Annotated in this window: 15 protein-coding genes and 1 riboswitch; of the genes, 7 read left to right on the top strand and 8 right to left on the bottom strand. The window is 37.8% G+C overall.

All coding sequences use genetic code 11. The features are described 5' to 3' along the window. Window positions 1-225: 225 nt before the first annotated feature. Entirely contained in the window at window positions 226-1140 is a 915-nt protein-coding gene (locus tag ACZ11_RS08130; RefSeq protein WP_049665183.1) for a DMT family transporter, read from the bottom strand. Between the two features lie 113 nt (window positions 1141-1253). On the opposite strand from ACZ11_RS08130, the gene ACZ11_RS08125 reads away from it, so the two are divergent. Then, window positions 1254-2672 carry an aminotransferase-like domain-containing protein gene (locus ACZ11_RS08125; protein WP_049665181.1) on the top strand — a complete coding sequence of 473 codons (1419 nt, stop codon included), beginning with the start codon at window positions 1254-1256 and terminating at the stop codon, window positions 2670-2672. 228 nt (window positions 2673-2900) lie between these two features. On the opposite strand, the gene ACZ11_RS08120 is transcribed toward ACZ11_RS08125, so the two are convergent. From ACZ11_RS08120 to ACZ11_RS08100, 5 genes are read right to left on the bottom strand one after another with little or no spacing between them, the layout of a single operon-like run. Continuing rightward, window positions 2901-3650, bottom strand: a complete 750-nt coding sequence (locus ACZ11_RS08120) for a TatD family hydrolase (RefSeq protein ID WP_049665179.1) — start codon at window positions 3648-3650, stop codon at window positions 2901-2903. Continuing rightward, window positions 3640-4389 (bottom strand): ABC transporter ATP-binding protein, encoded by a 750-nt coding sequence (locus ACZ11_RS08115; protein ID WP_049665177.1) that lies wholly within the window; start codon window positions 4387-4389, stop codon window positions 3640-3642. Before ACZ11_RS08115 ends, ACZ11_RS08120 begins: the two co-directional genes overlap by 11 nt. Next, window positions 4367-5137 (bottom strand): ABC transporter permease, encoded by a 771-nt coding sequence (locus tag ACZ11_RS08110; protein WP_049665175.1) that lies wholly within the window; start codon window positions 5135-5137, stop codon window positions 4367-4369. The genes ACZ11_RS08115 and ACZ11_RS08110 overlap by 23 nt, the downstream gene beginning before the upstream one ends. Further along, window positions 5137-5427, bottom strand: coding sequence for a thiamine-binding protein (locus ACZ11_RS08105; protein ID WP_049665174.1), 291 nt, complete (start codon window positions 5425-5427; stop codon window positions 5137-5139). Before ACZ11_RS08105 ends, ACZ11_RS08110 begins: the two co-directional genes overlap by 1 nt. A gap of 1 nt (window position 5428) precedes the next feature. Next, window positions 5429-6424: an ABC transporter substrate-binding protein gene (locus ACZ11_RS08100; protein WP_049665172.1), complete on the bottom strand. Its 996-nt coding sequence runs from the start codon at window positions 6422-6424 to the stop codon at window positions 5429-5431. Window positions 6425-6867: 443 nt separating this feature from the next. After that, window positions 6868-6977: riboswitch (TPP riboswitch) on the bottom strand. Window positions 6978-7168: 191 nt separating this feature from the next. On the opposite strand from ACZ11_RS08100, the gene ACZ11_RS08095 reads away from it, so the two are divergent. Together ACZ11_RS08095 and ACZ11_RS08090 are read left to right on the top strand one after the other, a co-directional pair. Beyond that, a complete protein-coding gene (locus ACZ11_RS08095; RefSeq protein ID WP_049665170.1) occupies window positions 7169-7777 on the top strand; it encodes a TetR/AcrR family transcriptional regulator in 609 nt (202 codons plus the stop codon). Between the two features lie 222 nt (window positions 7778-7999). Next, window positions 8000-9289: an MFS transporter gene (locus ACZ11_RS08090; protein WP_049665169.1), complete on the top strand. Its 1290-nt coding sequence runs from the start codon at window positions 8000-8002 to the stop codon at window positions 9287-9289. A gap of 207 nt (window positions 9290-9496) precedes the next feature. Here ACZ11_RS08090 and parC read toward each other — a convergent pair whose 3' ends face one another. After that, window positions 9497-11929, bottom strand: a complete 2433-nt coding sequence (parC, locus tag ACZ11_RS08085; protein ID WP_049665167.1) for a DNA topoisomerase IV subunit A — start codon at window positions 11927-11929, stop codon at window positions 9497-9499. Further along, on the bottom strand, window positions 11926-13902 hold the full coding sequence (gene parE, locus ACZ11_RS08080) for a DNA topoisomerase IV subunit B (RefSeq protein ID WP_049665165.1): 1977 nt from the start codon (window positions 13900-13902) through the stop codon (window positions 11926-11928). Before parE ends, parC begins: the two co-directional genes overlap by 4 nt. A gap of 691 nt (window positions 13903-14593) precedes the next feature. Between parE and plsY the strand changes: the two genes are divergently transcribed. The 4 genes from plsY (at window position 14594) to ACZ11_RS08060 (ending at window position 18535) form a co-directional block, all read left to right on the top strand. Continuing rightward, window positions 14594-15196: a glycerol-3-phosphate 1-O-acyltransferase PlsY gene (gene plsY / locus ACZ11_RS08075; RefSeq protein ID WP_049665163.1), complete on the top strand. Its 603-nt coding sequence runs from the start codon at window positions 14594-14596 to the stop codon at window positions 15194-15196. 19 nt (window positions 15197-15215) lie between these two features. Next, entirely contained in the window at window positions 15216-15506 is a 291-nt protein-coding gene (locus ACZ11_RS08070) for a HesB/YadR/YfhF family protein (protein WP_049665161.1), read from the top strand. 267 nt (window positions 15507-15773) lie between these two features. After that, window positions 15774-17321 carry a spore germination protein gene (locus ACZ11_RS08065; RefSeq protein WP_049665160.1) on the top strand — a complete coding sequence of 516 codons (1548 nt, stop codon included), beginning with the start codon at window positions 15774-15776 and terminating at the stop codon, window positions 17319-17321. 14 nt (window positions 17322-17335) lie between these two features. Beyond that, window positions 17336-18535, top strand: a complete 1200-nt coding sequence (locus tag ACZ11_RS08060; protein WP_049665158.1) for a Ger(x)C family spore germination protein — start codon at window positions 17336-17338, stop codon at window positions 18533-18535. Window position 18536: the final 1 nt, after the last annotated feature.

Below are 18536 nucleotides of genomic sequence, written 5' to 3'. Positions count from 1 at the left end.
GGTTTAGTTACACAAGAACGTCGAATGAGTAAAGCTAATTTTGTATGTAATATTCTATATTACACAGTATTACTAATTACCACACTAACCTGCAAATTCATTGAATAACACAAACATGCTATTAATTTTGACTTGCTACATAAAAGTCCCTGCTGTTCTTCAACAATCTGGTCCAATTCCGGCATAAATTTGAATTTACTGGAACAAAATCTAGCGGTTTAATTTTTAATCCTGAAGAACAGTCCCCTTCCTCAAAAGCAGCTTCCGTAATGTTTCGAAATTGACTAGAACCGTTCCTACAATAATCGTCAAAGTTCCTATGCCTGTTAGCCAAGAAATATATTCATTATAGAAGGTAACACCTAGCATAACGGCAATTAATGGTGAAATATACAGCCATGTAGAAGGAAAAACAGGATTTGTCCGTGAGACAAGCCAATAATAAATGCTATGGCCGATCATTGAACCAAAAATAGTTAAATAAAGAAGAGAGCCAATTGAAGCTGGGCTCAAAAGATAATCAAGCTGAATGTTCTCGGTAAAAAATGATAAAATGATTAATAAAATCCCACCATGCATCATTTGCGCTGCATTTAAAGCAATTGGTGATGTCGTTTCAAACTTTCGGATGACATGCTTCGAATAAATCGTTCCAGATGCGTAAAAAACTTCACCCAATATAATGGCGAAACAACCAATCATCCAGAAGGGACTAATCTCAATTGAAAAACTAGGTAGGATCAAGAGCGTGACACCAATGACTCCGACGACACAGCCAATGAATGATTTCCAATTTCCTTTTTGCTTCAATATGAATGTCTGAAAAACTATGATCATCATTGGACCTGTTGCAGATAAGACAGCTGCAATCCCTGATGTCACATACTGCTCTGCCCAGTATAATGTGGCGAACGTCCCAAAGGTTAAACCTATTCCTGTAAAAAACATCTCTTTGCGAAATAATAACCTTATTGTCGTTTTCTCTCTCCAAACCATAAAACTAAATAGCAGCAAACCAGCAATGAAAAAACGAAGTCCAGCTGATAAAAATGGAGGCACTCCTGCATCAACACCAATTTTAATCACTAAAAATGTCGTTCCAAAAATCAAACACATGAAGAAATAATTAATAATAACCATTTAAAACTCCTCCTCTTTTTCTATCATAAAAGAAAGACGGTAGAACAGATTGAAAAAGATAGAACAGATTAGATTGGATCGTGGTACAATCGTCTTGAATAGGAGGAATCGATGTGAGCAAAGCGATTCAAAATGGTGATTATCTTTTTAAGAAAGTATATGATTATGTACTGGACCGAATAGAACGCAAAGAATGGAAAGATCATGAAAAGATTCCCTCCGTCCGGCAATTAGCATCTGAAATGAATGTTCATCGATTAACTGTATTAAAGGCTTATCAATTACTGAAAAAGCATGACAAAGTTTATGTAAAAGATAAAGCAGGCTATTTTGTCCAATCAAATGTGACGAAAAATCTTGAATATCTACATTTGGACAATCCAATTGTTTCTGCCTACGTTCAAAAAAATCATTTATCTGAAATCCATCAATCACCTGTTTCCTATCAATTTTCTCAGGCGTTAATTGATCCAAATCTTTTGCCTAATCATTATTTTTCAGATTACGTGAAGAAAGTGTTTGACCTTTATCCAAAAGTACTTGCAACCTACTCAACTGTGCAAGGTGATTTAGAGCTACGTGAAACACTCACTCAATATTTTATTACTCAGTATAAAACTCATCTCAATGCAGATGACCTGTTAATCACTTCTGGCTCACAGCAAGCGATTCACTTAATCGCTCAAACTTTCATTAAGCCAAGAGACGTCGTTTTGTTTGAACGTCCAAGCTATAGTTCTGCGATTGATATTTTTAGAGCACAAGGTGCGCAGATTGTAACGGTTGATATCCATCCAGACGGGTACGATTTAAAGCAGGTTGAATTATATATGAAACAATATAAACCACGCCTATTTTATCTCAACCCAACATTCCATAACCCAACTGGTTATACTGTTTCAGTTGAGCAGCGCAAAAAATTAGTAGAATTAGCTGAACAATATCGATGTCTATTAATTGAGGACGATGCCTATCACGACATCTATTTTGATCATGCCCCGCCACCACCAATTTACACATATGATACTGCTGGGACAGTCATTTATATCCGAAGCTTTTGCAAATATATATCACCTGGATTGAGAATTGCGGCTGTTATTTGTCAATCATCATTAATGAATTCACTACTAACAGTAAAATCGTTAGCTGATAATGGCTCACCATTACTCAATCAAAAAATTTTCCTCCATTACTTTTCATCACTAAGATTGCAGCAGCACTTGGAGAAAATCCGGATCGCCCTACAGATTCGAAAGGAAATTATGGAGGAAGAGCTAGCAGTAACAGATTGGAAATGGATTAGTCCAAAGGGCGGTCTTAATTTATGGGTGCAACTCCCAGATACACTTCCTACTGAATTATTACTAACCAAAAGTATCGAACAATCTATATCCTTTGTGCCAGGTCAAGTTTGTGATCCATTAAAACAACTATCATCCTGGATACGTTTAAGCTATTCTTACACAAATGAAAAACAACTAAGAGAAGGGGTAAAAAGGTTTGTTGCAGTGGCGCAATCTCTTTCTAAGTGAGGAGAGGGTCTTGGATTAAAGGTTTGCAAGGCTATATCATGGCCTGCCTTCCTATTTTGCTCTGCGAAAGTTGAGTTAATATATATCCCTTTTTAAACTTTCGCTTAAAAGTGGACGTTTCTAAGAACACCATCGTAACCTAATGTAAGCTATAGTTTCTAATATTTTTATCATCGATATCGGCACTAAAAAAACACAGCCATTCTAAAAGAACAGCTGTGTTTTTTGCTATAAATTATAAAATATTGTCGTATTTCTTGTGATGATGCGTGCAGCTTCCTGTGTTGTAAGCCCCTTTATCGAAGCAATAACCTCTACGGAATGATCCATCATCCAAGGAGATGTTCGCTTATTTTCAAAAGGACCTTCAAATGGCCATGGTCCATCTGTTTCTACCATCATCAGTTCGATTGGATATTTTTTAATAAGCTGTTGAATCTCAGTCTCATACGTACAATCAGGCGTCACAGAAATGAAATATCCATTAGAAATCATCCGATCAATCACTTCCTCATCACCTTTAAACCAATGGAAATGTGCTTTCGTTACTTGATGTTTTTCTAGCAAATCACAAACAATCGCCGCATCCTCATAAACAGCATGTAACACAATTGGTTTATTTAATTCCTTCGCCAATACTATAAACCGTTCTAACAATGCCACATACGGACGAACATCAATCGCCTTCTCCTGCCTCAAATAATAAGGCAACCCTACCTCTCCAATCGCCACCATTTCATGTGAGTGTTGGCGTATCCACTTGAATAACGCCTCTTCCTCCGCATCACTAGGTAACGGTTGTTCGGGATGAAAACCAAACGCTGCCTTTACCTTCGTATAAGCTTTTGACAGCTTCAACGTTTTCTCGCACGATGGAAGATTCATACTAACCGCAATGACATGTTCAGCCTCCTCAAGCAAAGTTGGTATGTCGTGTTCGTTATACTGATCTAAATGAATATGTGCATCAATCAACATTCGCCTCATCCTTTTCTTCTTTTAAATACGTGAACAACTGTTGCTTCAAAGCCGTAAATGTAGCGGAATGGCGAATTTCTTCTTGTCGTGGCCTTGCAAAAGGTACTATCATTTCCTTTTTAACCGTCGCTGGTCGTTTCGTGAGTACGATAATACGATCCGCTAAAAAGAGAGCTTCCTCGATACTATGTGTAACGAACAATATAGATTTTCGATCTTTCTCCCATATCGATAATAGCCACGCCTGCATTTCAAGCCTTGTAAACTCATCCAGTGCAGAAAACGGTTCATCTAAACATAAAATGGGCTTATTACTGACAATTGCGCGAATAAACGATACCCGCTGTTGCATACCGCCCGACAGCTCATTAGGATACGCATGTTCAAACGTTGCGAGCCCTACTTTATCTAACCATTCCTTGGCAAGTTCAACATTTGGTTTTCGATGAAGCTCCTCGACAATCGCGACGTTTTCTAATATCGTACGCCACGGTAGTAAACAGGGCTGCTGAGGCATATAGCCAATCGTTCCTCTTTTTTGCTGGATATCTGTATCGTTTAATAAAATAGCGCCCTTATCAATAGAAGTAACGCCACCAATTAATTGAAAGAGTGTACTTTTTCCACTACCTGACGGACCGATAATCGCAACAAATTCCCCGTCCTTCACCTCAAAAGATAAATTGCGAATAACCGGAAGAGCATCAAAGGATTTATCAATGTTTTGAATGCTTAGCATGGCGTCCACTCCCCTTAACAACAAGTTTTTCTAATAATCGAATAGCACTAAATAATAGTAAACTTAAAAATACGATGGCAAAAATCGCTACAAACACTCGATCTGTTCGAAATGAAGATTGTGCCAATGTCATATAGACACCAATCCCCTTTTTCGCACCCAACCATTCCGCAATGACAGCTCCCATAACGCTATAAGTTGCCGCAATCTTAATGCCTGAAAAAATCGCCGGGTACGCATAGGGCCATTCAAGCTTCCAAAAGGTTTGTGCTTTCGTTGCCCCAATCATTTCAAAATAATGCTTCAGCTCAGGTGAGGTTTGACGAAAGCCATCCATTGCCGAAATAACAATCGGGAAAAAACACACAAGACAAATAATAATAAGCTTTGGCAATAAACCAAAGCCAAACCAAATGATTAAGAGCGGTGCTAGGACGAGCACAGGGACATTTTGTGACATAATGAGAATAGGATAAAACAGCTCTCGTACAAATGTAAAACGATGTAATAGCACGGCAACCGTTAGCCCACACAATATTCCAATGGCAAGACCTAGAAGTGCTAATTGAACAGTCGCTAAAGCATGTGGCACAAACGTCTCATACGATTGAAAGCCTTCTTTCAAAATGGAACTTGGTGTAGGCAATAGCCAATGTGGCACGTCTGCAAAACGGACAATAAGTTCCCATATGAATAAGAGGAAGGCGATAAAAATTATCGTCCTTCCTTGTTTAACAGCTTGCTTCATCACTGGTATTTCTCCGTTAGCGTATCCATTGTAATACCTGATGGCTGATATAAAATTTTCACTTGCGTAATGACATTGATAGCGCCAAGCTCAATCATCTTATCATTCATTTTTTCAATGATTTGTAGCAAAGTCGATAGCTCACCCTCCATTGTCGTTTCTAACGGATGAACTTCATATTTCACCCCTGATGCGTCTATAACAGCAATCGCTGCATCGACATATGGGATAACATCTTCATATTTTTCAGTTTTCGGGATAATTTGTACACTAATTAATGAGTTTGCCATACTACTTCGTCTCCTTTTTCGGTAAAAAGTCGTTTGTAAATGCTTGTTTTGCGTTAAATTCGCCTTCTAAAACTTTGTTGTCTGTCATCCATTTCGCGTAGTTTTCCCAAACAGATAGCTTTTGCTCGCCCCATTGTGCAGCGTCGTCTTGATACTTATCTGCTAGCCATTCCTGACTTTTATGGACAAGGTTCTTATCTAAATCAGGTACCGCTTCTAGTAAAATATCAGCCGCTTCTTTTGGATGATTTATCGCGTATTCATAGCCCTTTGCTGCAGCAGCGACAAATGCTTTTACCGTCTCAGGATCATCCTTAATCATTTTTTCATTTGTAGCAAGTACAGGTGTGTAATAATCTAACTGATCACTATAATCTGTTAAATATAGCATGTTTAGTTTTTCGCCACGCAATTCTGCTTCAATACCTGTCCATGCATAATAAATCCACGCAAAATCAATATCTTTTTTCATCATTGTGAAGAAATCTAAATCTCCCGCATTGACAATATCTAACTTATTAATATCTGCATTTTTTGTTTGCATTAGTGATTGTAGTACAGCCTTTTCAAGTGGTGCACCCCAGCCACCGTATGTTTTACCTTCAAAATCCTTTGGTGACGTAATGCCTTTTGATGCAGTGGATGCGAAGCCAGAAGTATTATGTTGAATAATCGCTGCGATCGATACTAAAGGTACATCCTGCACACGTGCCTGTGTAATCCCTTCCTGATAACTTACTCCAAACTGAGCCTTGCCAGACGCCACAAGCTGATCAGCTCCCGTTTCGCCAGGTAATAAAATATCGACATCTAAGCCCTGTTCCTTAAAGTAGCCAAGTTTTTTCGCTACATATAAACCTGTATGATTTGTGTTCGGTGTCCAATCAAGAACGACTGACACTTTCGTTAATCCCTTTGCATCCTTTTTAACCTCTTTTTCGCTACAGCCCACTAAAGTTAAAAGTGCAGCCATTAGGATGAATAACCATTTTCTCATGCTGAATCCTCCAAGTAAGTAATGTGAAAGTGTTCATGAATGAATGATGAATGTGTTTACCTTCTTTCAGAGAATGTCTTAGTAGCGAAAGTGAAACATTAGCTACAAATGTCTTTTGTACCAAAAGCTTAGCGATAGTACAGAAGTCTACCATCTCTATAGGTAATGATATAAATGCTGATTTAAGCTACTTTCCATCGTTTGTACATATACCCGCTGAAAGAAGTTAAAGCCTCCGGCGGATGTCACGGAATCGGAAAGGAGTGCTTTGTGCAAGCACAAAGCCGATTCCGGACGCAATTATGCCGAGGCATAATTGATCAGAAGAAAGCGTATTCACGGTCTGTTTACACTCAAGTTCTGTGCATGCAACAAAAGTCTGAAAACATAAAAAACGCCCAGGATTCCTCCCAGACGTTTTACAATCAATATCAAAAAATTTTACTTTTTGAATAGATGTTCCCTACGCTGGTACGAGCCAAATCAGGTTCAAAGGGTCAGCGTCTATCGGACACTATCTCAGCTGGCAACACCAGCCCCCCTACATTCTTTCCATATGAACTTTTCGTGATTATTATACCCATATCTATCCGGAAATGACAAGGCTCGATTTACTGAAAGCACCATAAATAATTTAACTAACTGTAAATATAGAAAAAAATCCTTTATTATATTGACAATGGAAACAAACTACAATAAAATTTGATTGATTAATCAATCATTTATTATGAAAGGAGTATTAAAATGAATTCGATACTTACTAATGATGAAAAAAAGAAAAGAAAAAGATCTACAATTTTAAATGCCGCAATTAAATTATATAGTGAAAATGGATTTGCAGAGACAAAAGTGGCCGAAATTGCTAAGGAAGCAGGAGTTAGCTTTGGCACCGTATTTACGTATTTTAATTCAAAAGAAGAACTTTATGAAGCGGCAATATTGGAGCCCTTGGAGGAAATCAAACCATATTTTATTGAAATAGAAGAACGCTTTAAAGGTGAGCCTCTTGAAATAATTAAAGAAATGATAGATTGTCATGTGCAACTTTTTGCAACGAGAAGTGAATACCTACGATTAATTCAACAGGTTCTTGCAAGACCTGAACGATTTCCAAAGCTTTTTAAAGAACTAGATGCTTTTGTAAACTTATTTATAGACTGTATTTATCCGGTTATCGAAGCGGGTCAAAGGCTTGGATACTTTTATGAAGAGTCACCTTTATTAATTGCTGCGTCATACTTATCCATCTTAAACGGAATGCGTTTAACGTTTATTGATGAATATACAAACTTGATTTGGAAGGATATTACGAAACAAGCTCTAAGATTATTTGGACCTATTTCTAATTTATAAACATTCTCTATCCTTCACCCGTACCTATAATATTAGGAAACTCAAATAACAGGGCGGAATCTGTAGACAATATTTTGTTCCACATGAAAAATAGTTTGGATGATTTCCTGTTTGACTCCCCTAGCTATGCAGGACTCAAACAGGAAAACATAAAAAGAGTCAATAAGACCACCTCTTCCTTTATCGGAAAAGCGCTTACTTATTATACGAGGAGTGATTTATATGAAATTGAGAGATATCCATCCTAACATCAAACTTCGCCTAGCCATGCAATTTTTAGGCAGTCTTATTTCCATGGCTGTTATACCTTTTCTGGCAATTTATTTTACTCAAAACATCGGAGCTACTAAAACGGGTATTATTCTTATAATAATTGTGATTAGCGGGGTCATTGGAGGATTTATCGGAGGGCATATTTCAGATAAAATTGGGCGAAAAAAAATAATGATTTATGCTGAAATTGGTATATTGCTTTCGTATCTGTTTATAGCACTTTGTAATTCACCTTGGTTTAACCTTCCTTATATTTCTGCAGCATTTTTCATCATCAATATGTTTTGTGGAGGAATGTTTCAGCCAGCCGCACAAGCTATGATTATTGATGTTACTAATTCCGAATCGAGAAAGCTCGTATTTACAATTAGCTACTGGTTGGGGAATTTATCAACTGCAATTGGAGGAATCATTGGCGCATTTCTTTTTAAAAACTACTTATTTGAGCTATTTATTGGGATTTCACTAATTTCTTTGCTATCTGTATTCATGACCATATTCTTTATCACAGAAACCTACTTACCAGAACCTTCACCTAAGACTTCTTCTACTCATAAGAAAGAATTTTCACTAGTAGAGATGTTTCAAACCTATTCAACCGTATTTAAAGATAAGCTGTTCATGTTTTATATTTTAGGAGCAATCTTGATTTTCACCTTGGAACAGTCTTTATCCAACTATATTGGGATTCGTCTTGAAAAAGATATACCCCAGCAGTCGGCTTCATTGTTTGGCATAGATTTCATCGTAGACGGCACAAAAATGCTTGGTTTTCTCCGAACAGAGAATACTATTCTTGTAGTTCTCTTATCAAGTGTTGTATTATTCTTATTTAAAAAATGCAGTGAGCGCTGGACTCTTGTTACAGGAATGTTGATCTTCTCTATATGTTTTAGTGTTTTTGCTTCTTCAAATAGCGTGTTGTTTCTTTTTATTGCCATGTTTATTGGAACAATTGGTGAACTGATGTATATCCCTATTAAACAGGCGATGATAGGAGAACTTGCCCCATCAAACGCTCGTAGCACCTATATGGCTTTTAATAGCTTGACTATCTACGGAGCTATGATTATATCTTCGTTATTAATCATTATTGGAGAGTGGATGCGCCCCATATATATGAGCGGACTACTCCTTATTCTCGGATTAACTGGTACATTTTTGTACTACATAATAACAAAAACGCTATATGCTAAAGTTAGTGAACGGAATGAAAGAAAAGTACCTGTTTCTTCTTAAGGTTGTTTTTCCACTTATTTCGGAAATCGGTCGATATTATGTAATAAAACTTGGATTTTCAAACGACTTCATTGTTATTTTTTAAGTTCGGGTAAGCGTCACATTACAATCCCCCTTCTTAGATTGTAATGTTAGACTAGCACAAGCTCATCGGTTTCCATATAACTGAAAAAAGCCCAGCTCTCAAAGGAGCATGGGCTATTAATGTTATTTCTCTTCTTTTTTGACCGCAAAGACTTTTGAAATGGCACCGTCTGTAGATATATCCACTTTAAAGGAGCCATTCGAATGGCGATCTGCTCGAGTTAATGCTTGTACATCAAGGATCTCTTGCATACCTTTTTCCGTTTCAATCAATAGCTGTTCCTCATTAGTTACCTTAACTACAGCTACGATACGATGTGGGTTCGCTTTTAATTCTGTTAACACTTTTAAGCCGCGTTTTGCACGACTCGTCATCTCTACCTCGGCAACATTCATTTTCTTCACAGCACCGCGATGCGTCACAATCGCAACATATGCCGTGTCATTTGGCGGTAAAACATTGACGCCGACTAATGCTTCTCCGTCTTTCAGTGTAATCCCTTTGACGCCGCCTGTTTTTACTCCAGTTACCGGTAATTCCTCCATTGGGAAACGAATAGCATAGGCAGTATCTGTCGTTAACATTAATTCTGCCTCGTCCTTGACAATACCTGCAAATATCATTTCATCGCCTGACTTGACATTCATCGTTTTTATCGGCTTAGAGTAGCGTGTAACAGCGTAATCTGCTAAAGGTGAACGTTTAATTTGTCCATCTTTCGTAGCCGTTAAAATATACGTATTTGCTTGTTCGAATGTCTCAAAACCATATACAGCAATAATAGATTCATCTTCCCCGGTCGGCACAATACTTGAAATATGCTGACCAAGATCCTTCCAACGAATATCAGGTAGTTCATGGACAGGCTGATAAATATAATTGCCTCGATTTGTGAACAGCAGAAGATGATGCTGTGTATTTAAATTTGCTTCATATAATAAATAGTCGGAATCCTTCATCGCAAAATCCTGACCATTCGAAGCTGCATGTGAACGTGTAGATGTACGCTTAATATAGCCATCCTTTGTGACAGTCACTACAACCTCTTCACTTGGGACAAGGACATCTAACGTAATTTTGATTTCCTCAATTTCTTGTTCGATTTTTGAACGACGTGGCTCCGAAAAACGCTTTTTAATGTCGAGTAGTTCTTGTTTAATAACACGAACAAGTTTTGCTTCACTATTAAGAATACCTTCAAGCTTAGCAATCAATTTATTTAACTCTTCCTGTTCAGCACGTAATTCCGTAATATCCGTATTTGTTAAACGGTATAATTGTAAACTAACGATTGCCTCTGATTGCACTTCTGTAAAGTCAAACTTCACCTGTAAATTCGTTTTCGCATCTCGTTTATCATTAGAAGAACGAATTGTTGCAATGACTTCATCTAAGATGGACAGTGCCTTGATCAAACCATCAACAATATGCGAACGATCTTTAGCCTTTTGCAAATCGTAAATGGAGCGGTTCGTCACGACTTCCTTTTGATGGGCTATATAAGAATCCAGTAACAACGGCAATGTCATCATTGTCGGACGACGATTATGGATAGCGATCATATTAAAATTATAAGCTACTTGTAAATCAGTTGTTTTGAACAAATAGTTTAATATTCCTTGTCCAGGAACCTCTTTTTTCAGTTCAATAACAACACGTAGGCCTGTACGATCCGATTCATCACGAATTTCCGCAATTCCTTCAAGTCGTTTATCTACACGTTGCTCATCGATTTTCTTCACAAGATTTGCTTTATTAACGTCATACGGTAATTCCGTAATAACAATTTGCTCTTTACCACCTTTAATTGGCTCAATGACTGCTTGCGCACGAACAATGATTTTACCGCGTCCAGTTTCATATGCTTTTTTAATACCATCAACACCTTGAATAATACCACCTGTAGGGAAATCAGGCCCTTTAATAACGGTCATTAATTCATCAACAGTAGTATTTGGGTTATCTAAGCGCATAAGAACACCGTCTAGCACCTCATCAAGTGCGTGAGGAGGGATATCAGTGGCATAGCCGGCCGAAATACCCGTTGAGCCGTTGACTAGTAGGTTCGGGAAACGAGAGGGTAAAACAGTTGGCTCCATATCCTGATCATCAAAGTTTGGTACAAATTCAACAGTTTTCTTGCCAATATCGCGTAGCATCTCCGCTGCTATAGCAGACAGTCTTGCCTCTGTATAACGCATCGCTGCTGGGGGGTCACCATCAACGGAACCGTTATTCCCATGCATTTCGATAAGCATATGACGCGCCTTCCAATCCTGACTCATACGCACCATTGCTTCATATACTGAACTATCACCGTGTGGGTGATAGTTACCTATAACATTACCGACAGTTTTTGCTGATTTACGGAATGGTTTTTCGTTCGTATTGCCCTCTGTAAACATCGCATATAAAATACGTCGTTGCACAGGCTTAAGACCGTCACGTGCATCAGGCAACGCGCGGTCTTGAATAATATATTTACTATAGCGACCGAAACGGTCACCCATAACTTCTTCTAAAGGTAAATCTTGGAATTTTTCTGTACTACTCATGCTTGGTCCTCCTCTTGTTGGATGAATTCATTGTCTAAAATATTTGAATCATCCTCCATACCGAAGTCTACATTCGCTTCGATCCATTTACGGCGTGGCTCTACTTTATCGCCCATTAATGTTGTCACACGTCTTTCAGCACGTGCACCATCCTCAATTGTCACACGAATTAATGTACGCGTTTCAGGGTTCATTGTCGTATCCCACAGCTGGTCAGCATTCATCTCACCAAGCCCTTTATAACGCTGTAATATGTAACCCTTTCCAACTTTTTTAATGGCCGTTTGTAAATCATTTTCGGTCCAAGCATATTCAATCACTTCTTTTTTTCCAGTGCCTCTTGATACTTTATAAAGTGGTGGTAATGCGATAAATACCTTTCCAGCTTCAATCAAAGGTCGCATATAACGATAGAAGAACGTTAACAGCAGCACTTGAATATGCGCTCCGTCAGTATCAGCATCGGTCATAATAACAACTTTATCATAGGATGAATCCTCGACAGAGAAATCAGTTCCAACGCCAGCACCAATGGCATGGATAATCGTTGAAATCTCCTCATTTTTCATAATATCCTGCAGCTTTGCTTTTTCCGTATTTATAACTTTACCACGCAATGGTAAAATCGCTTGGAACGTACGATCTCGGCCTTGTTTTGCAGAGCCTCCTGCAGAGTCACCTTCGACTAAATACAGCTCGTTTTTCGCCGCATTTCGAGATTGTGCTGGTGTTAATTTCCCAGAAAGAATCGTACTTCCTTTTTTGCTTTTTTTGCCGTTTCGTGCATCTTCACGTGCTTTACGAGCCGCTTCACGTACTTGTTGCGCACGAATAGCTTTACGCACAAGAGATGCAGACAATTCAGCGTTTTCCTCAAGCACATATAAAATTTGCTCCGAGACAACACTATCTACTGCAGATCGTGCCTCACTCGTCCCTAGTTTACCCTTCGTTTGACCCTCGAATTGCAGTAAATGTTCTGGTATACGAACAGAAACAATCGCCGCTAAGCCCTCTCGAATGTCTGTCCCTTCAAGATTTTTATCTTTATCTTTTAACAGACCAATTTTTCGTGCATATTCATTAAAAACACGTGTTAACGCTGCTTTAGCACCTGTTTCATGTGTCCCACCATCTCGTGTACGTACATTGTTAACAAATGAAAGGATTGTTTCAGAGTAACCATCATTGTATTGGAAGGCGAATTCTACTTCAATTTCGTCTTGAATCCCTTCAACATACTTAACGGGATGAAGTACATCTTTCTCCTCATTCAAATACGCAACGAAAGCTTCAATGCCGTTCTCATAAAAGAAAACATCGCCTTTGCCTTCCTCGCGTTCATCGATTAGCTCAATTTTTAAGCCTTTTAATAAAAATGCTGACTCACGTAAACGTTCTGCAAGCGTATCATAATTGTATTTTGTTACAGAGAAAATCGAATCATCCGGTAAAAAATGGACATGTGTTCCTGTCTGTTTTGTTTGTCCAATTTCTTCTAATGTCGTCACAGGATGGCCACCGTTTTCAAAACGTTGACGATACTTTTTACCATCGCGGTGAATCGTTACTTCTAAATAAGTGGATAGAGCATTAACAACAGAAGAACCTACACCATGTAAACCACCACTTGTTTTATAGCCACCCTGTCCGAATTTACCACCAGCATGTAAAACAGTGAAAATAACCTCTGGAGTTGGTTTCCCCATTTTATGCATACCTGTTGGCATTCCACGGCCGAAGTCTCGAACGCTGATACTTTGATCTTTATGAATTTTGACAATGATATGAGAACCAAAGCCAGCCAGTGCTTCATCCACCGCATTATCGACGATTTCATATACAAGGTGATGAAGTCCACGGCCATCTGTAGAACCGATATACATGCCGGGTCGTTTTCGTACCGCTTCTAATCCTTCTAATACTTGAATGGCGTCATCATTATAGACGCTTGGTGACTGTTTATTCGCCAAAAATTTCCCCTCCAAAAAACAAACGCATGTTCTATTTATATTCTCTACCTAATAATAATAGCATTTCCTGTCAATAGCTAGTGACAGGCCCAATAAATTTTAAAAATTTCTTCACAGCTTTATCGTTTTGAGCTTTTTACCGCAAGAAAAAGTTGCAATAGTTGCTTCAATATGTATCACTAACTTTCCTATTCCCTTGACGCAGGATCATAAACATTAGTTGCATAAATAAAACAACGCATGGCTACCTTCTGTTCATTACTCTTTTTCAAAACGATACTAATCGCTGAAGACTTTAACTTTCATTCAAAAGCATTTGAATATTCTCTGAAAAATATACAGGTACAGTAATAGATGGGTTTCTTCTGTCTAAAGAAGATTCATACTAGCTTACTCTAGAAATTAAAGATAGACTTCTATTCTACCAAAGGAATGGGTGATTGACAAAATTGCCATTTTACCTATATTTTTAGAAAGAGCTTTCATGCTGACTACATGAATCATGTCAAAAAGACTAACCTACATTCAAATACATCTAAAAATCCTTGTAAAATAGTTATCTTTTGTAATGAATTCAAGATACACTAAGAAATCTCCTTCATGACATTGTAGATTATAGAGAAAAAGTGTAGAATTATTAATACATATTATTAGTACCAAGTAATAATCAATGAATGAAAGGAGTCCAAATATGCTAAATGGACTTATTATTTTATGTGCTTATCTAATCGGCTCGATCCCTTCTGGGTTATGGATAGGCAAAATTTTTTATAAAACTGATATTCGTCAACATGGAAGTGGTAATCTAGGTGCGACAAATACTTTTCGTATTTTAGGAAAAAAAGCAGGAATAGTCGTAACGATTATGGATGTCTTAAAAGGTACAGCAGCCGTTTTACTCGTAGCTCTTCCTATATTCTCTGATGTCTCTATCCACTCGCTAATACTTGGACTAGTAGCCGTAATCGGTCATATGTTCCCGATCTTTGCGGGTTTCCGCGGAGGGAAAGCGGTAGCAACATCAGCAGGAGTTCTCTTAGGATATTCATGGCCTCTATTTGTCTTACTATTTATTGCTTTTATTGTAACATTAAAAATAACGAAGATTGTAAGTTTAACTTCCATGATTGCCGCTTTAGTAGCACTTATTTATTCAATCGTTTATTATTTTGTTACAGGCGACTTCGCGTTAGGCATTTTAGTAGCTTGTTTATTTACCTTTATCATATACCGTCACCGCGCAAATATTGCACGCATTAAAAACGGTACCGAACCAAAGGTAAAATGGCTGTAACAAAGAAAGGAGCATTCTAATGAATATCGTACTAACAGATGAAGCCCTACAATGGTTTATAAATGAGATGGAAGTAGAATCCGGAGATACTATTCGTTTTTATGCAAGATACGGTGGTTCCAATCCTTTTCACGAAGGCTTTTCTCTTGGTATGACACGGGAAGAACCAATCAACATTGGTGTAAAGACAGTTATTGACGATGTTACCTACTATATAGATGAAAAAGATTTATGGTTTTTCAATGATCATAGTTTATATGTAGATGTGGATGCTACAAATGACGAATTAAAATATGAGTATAAAAAATAAAGCAGTGTTTCCTTTCGTTTATACGAAGGGAACACTGTTTTTTTTATCAATTATGCCTCGGCATAATTGTGTCCAGAATCGGCTTTGTGCTTGCACAAAGAACTCCTTTCCGATTCCGTGACATCCGCCGGAGGCTTTAACTTCTTTCGGCGGTTGTTTGGAAACCCACCCGCTGAAAGAAGTTAATTGAATTCAATTCCAACCTTGGTTTATCTTCTCTCAAAATTGTACATTCTATAGTTATGTAAATCTTGAGGAGGAATGAAAATGTCTATTTCTAAAATTACTGATACCTCCCAAAACCACGACGAACTGTATAGTTCTCTTTCTCAAAATTTGAAGATAATTAAAAACGCACTCGGGAATAGTGATGACCTTATCATACGAGAAATTACCGTTGGAAAAGCTGAAAAATATGCTTTCGCGATTATTTATGTAGATGGCTTAACCGATAAGATAAGCATTTCTGAATCTGTAATTGATAAACTAATGCTTGAAATTGAGGCAAGTCATGAGACAGAAACAGACAAGATTATTCCCTATTTAAGAGATTCTTGTTTAACAGTCGGCGATGTTAATGATATTTTCAATTTTTCAACTCTGTACAATTCGATTTTGAATGGTGATACGGTCATTTTATTAGATGAATCTTCAACTGGTATCGTGACAAGCACAAAAGGTGCAAAAGATAGGGCTATTATGGAACCTTCAACAGAGTCGGTTATTAGAGGTCCAAGGGAAGCCTTTACGGAAACATTGCGCACGAATACGGCTCTGATCCGTCGGAAAATTAAAAGTCCGAATCTCTGGATCAAGTCCCGTATTGTCGGTGAAGTAACAAAAACAGATGTTGCTGTTATGTATTTAAATGACATTGCGAATGACAAAATAGTAGCAGAGGTTCTTTCCCGATTAGATCGTATTAATATTGATGGTATTTTAGAAAGCGGCTACATTGAAGATTTTATTCAAGACTCTAAACACACGATATTCCCTACAGTTTATAATTCTGAACGACCGGATGTTATTGCTGGTGAAATATTAGACGGAAAAATTGCAATTCTAGTGGACGGTTCACCGTTTGTCCTAGTTGTGCCAGCTCTATTTACATCCTTTTTACAATCTGCTGAAGATTATTATCAGCATTGGATGATTAGTACTCTTGTACGCCTATTGAGGTTTTTCGGAATTAGTCTAGCTTTGGTGGCACCATCGCTTTATGTAGCTATCACCACTTTCCATCAAGAAATGCTACCAACTCCTATGCTTATAAGTGTTGCATCTCAACGAGAAGGAGTCCCCTTCCCTGCCATAGTCGAGGCACTCATTATGGAGGTTGCATTCGAGGTGTTACGAGAAGCAGGTCTTCGAATGCCAAGAACCATTGGACCAGCAGTATCCATTGTTGGAACATTAGTGATCGGTCAAGCTGCCGTAGAGGCTGGAGTTGTATCAGCCGTAATGGTTATTATTGTGGCATTAACAGCCATTTGTAGCTTCCTGTTCCCTGCTTATGGCTTATCGAATACCGTTCGTGCTCTTCGTTTCCCATTAATGATTTTAGCTTCAATACTTGGATTGTTTGGTTTAATGTTTGGCCTTATGATTATCGTCCTACACTTATGCAGCATACGGTCTTTCGGTGTTCCATATTTAAGTCCATTCGGCCCATTGATTCTACAAGATCAAAAAGACGCACTAGTGTTGTTCCCTCGTAGAGCTTTATTGACTCGACCACGCTTAATTAGTCAAAAAAATACTGTCAGGGGTCATAAATATATTAATTCGAAAAAAAGGAATCAATCGAATGTGTAAACGAGGAATGAACGATGTCAAAATTTAAGGCAATATGTTTACTAATGATTCTTACGTTGCTTTTAAGTGGTTGCTGGAGTAAGCGTGAACTCAATGAATTAGCGATTGTCGCAGCATTAGGTATAGATAAAGTTGATGATGAATTTGAAATAACTGTTCAGGTTGTGGATCCTGGTGAAATTTCCTCAAAACAGCCTTCTTCAGGACGATCACCCGTTATTACCTATCATTCAACAGGTGCGACGGTCTTTGAGGCCATTAGAAAAATGACTACAGAAACAGCTAGAAAACTTTATTTTTCTCATCTTCAAATAGTTGTGCTCGGTGACGAATTGGCAAAAGAAGGAATAAACGAAACGTTAGATTTAATTTCAAGAGATCATGAATTCAGAAATGATTTCGATGTTATCGTTGCCCATGAAGCGACTGCCGATGAAGTTTTAAATGTATTAACACCAATCGAAAAAGTACCAGCTAATAAATTACTAAATTCTCTTAAAACGTCAGAGAAAACATGGGGTACAACCGAATCCATTAAAATTGATGAATTAATCAATACTATAAATAATAAAACAACAAGTGTAGTCATTTCTGCCATTGAAATAAAAGGGAATAAAAATGTTGGCATGGATCAAACGAATGTTAAAAAATCGAAGGCTTCTGTGATATTGAAGTACGCTGGCTTAGCTGTTTTTAAAAAAGGTAAACTCATTGGGCTTTTAACGGAAGATGAAAGTAGAAGCCTAGGTTTTTTAAGGGACAAAATACAAAGTACAATTGAAATTATTGCTTGCCCTAAGGGAGATACGTTAGCAACAGAGATTACGCACTCAAAGACGAAAATAAAAGGTAAATTTGAACATGGTGCTCCCAAAATCGAAGTTCTTATAGATGTTAACCAAAATGTTGGGGAAGTTCTATGTAAAATAGACCTTACGAAAGAAAAATCGATTCACTTCATAAATAAAAAAACAGAAGAAGTTATTAAAAAACGAATTGAAGAAACAATCCGTTCAGTTCAGCAAAATTACAGGGTCGATATTTTTGGTTTTGGTGAAGAACTTCATCGTACAAATCCTAAAGAGTGGAAAAAAATCAAAAAAGACTGGCTAACGATATTTCAAGAGCTACCAGTGAAAGTTGAAGTACATGTCAGCACACAAGGAGTAGGAACGATGGAAAACTCATTAGTGAGTAAGTCGAAGGGAGAATAAG

It is taken from the genome of Lysinibacillus xylanilyticus, from assembly GCF_001183605.1.
GTDB classification, from domain to species: domain Bacteria; phylum Bacillota; class Bacilli; order Bacillales_A; family Planococcaceae; genus Lysinibacillus; species Lysinibacillus xylanilyticus.
This window is presented reverse-complemented; position numbering and strand designations above follow the sequence as displayed.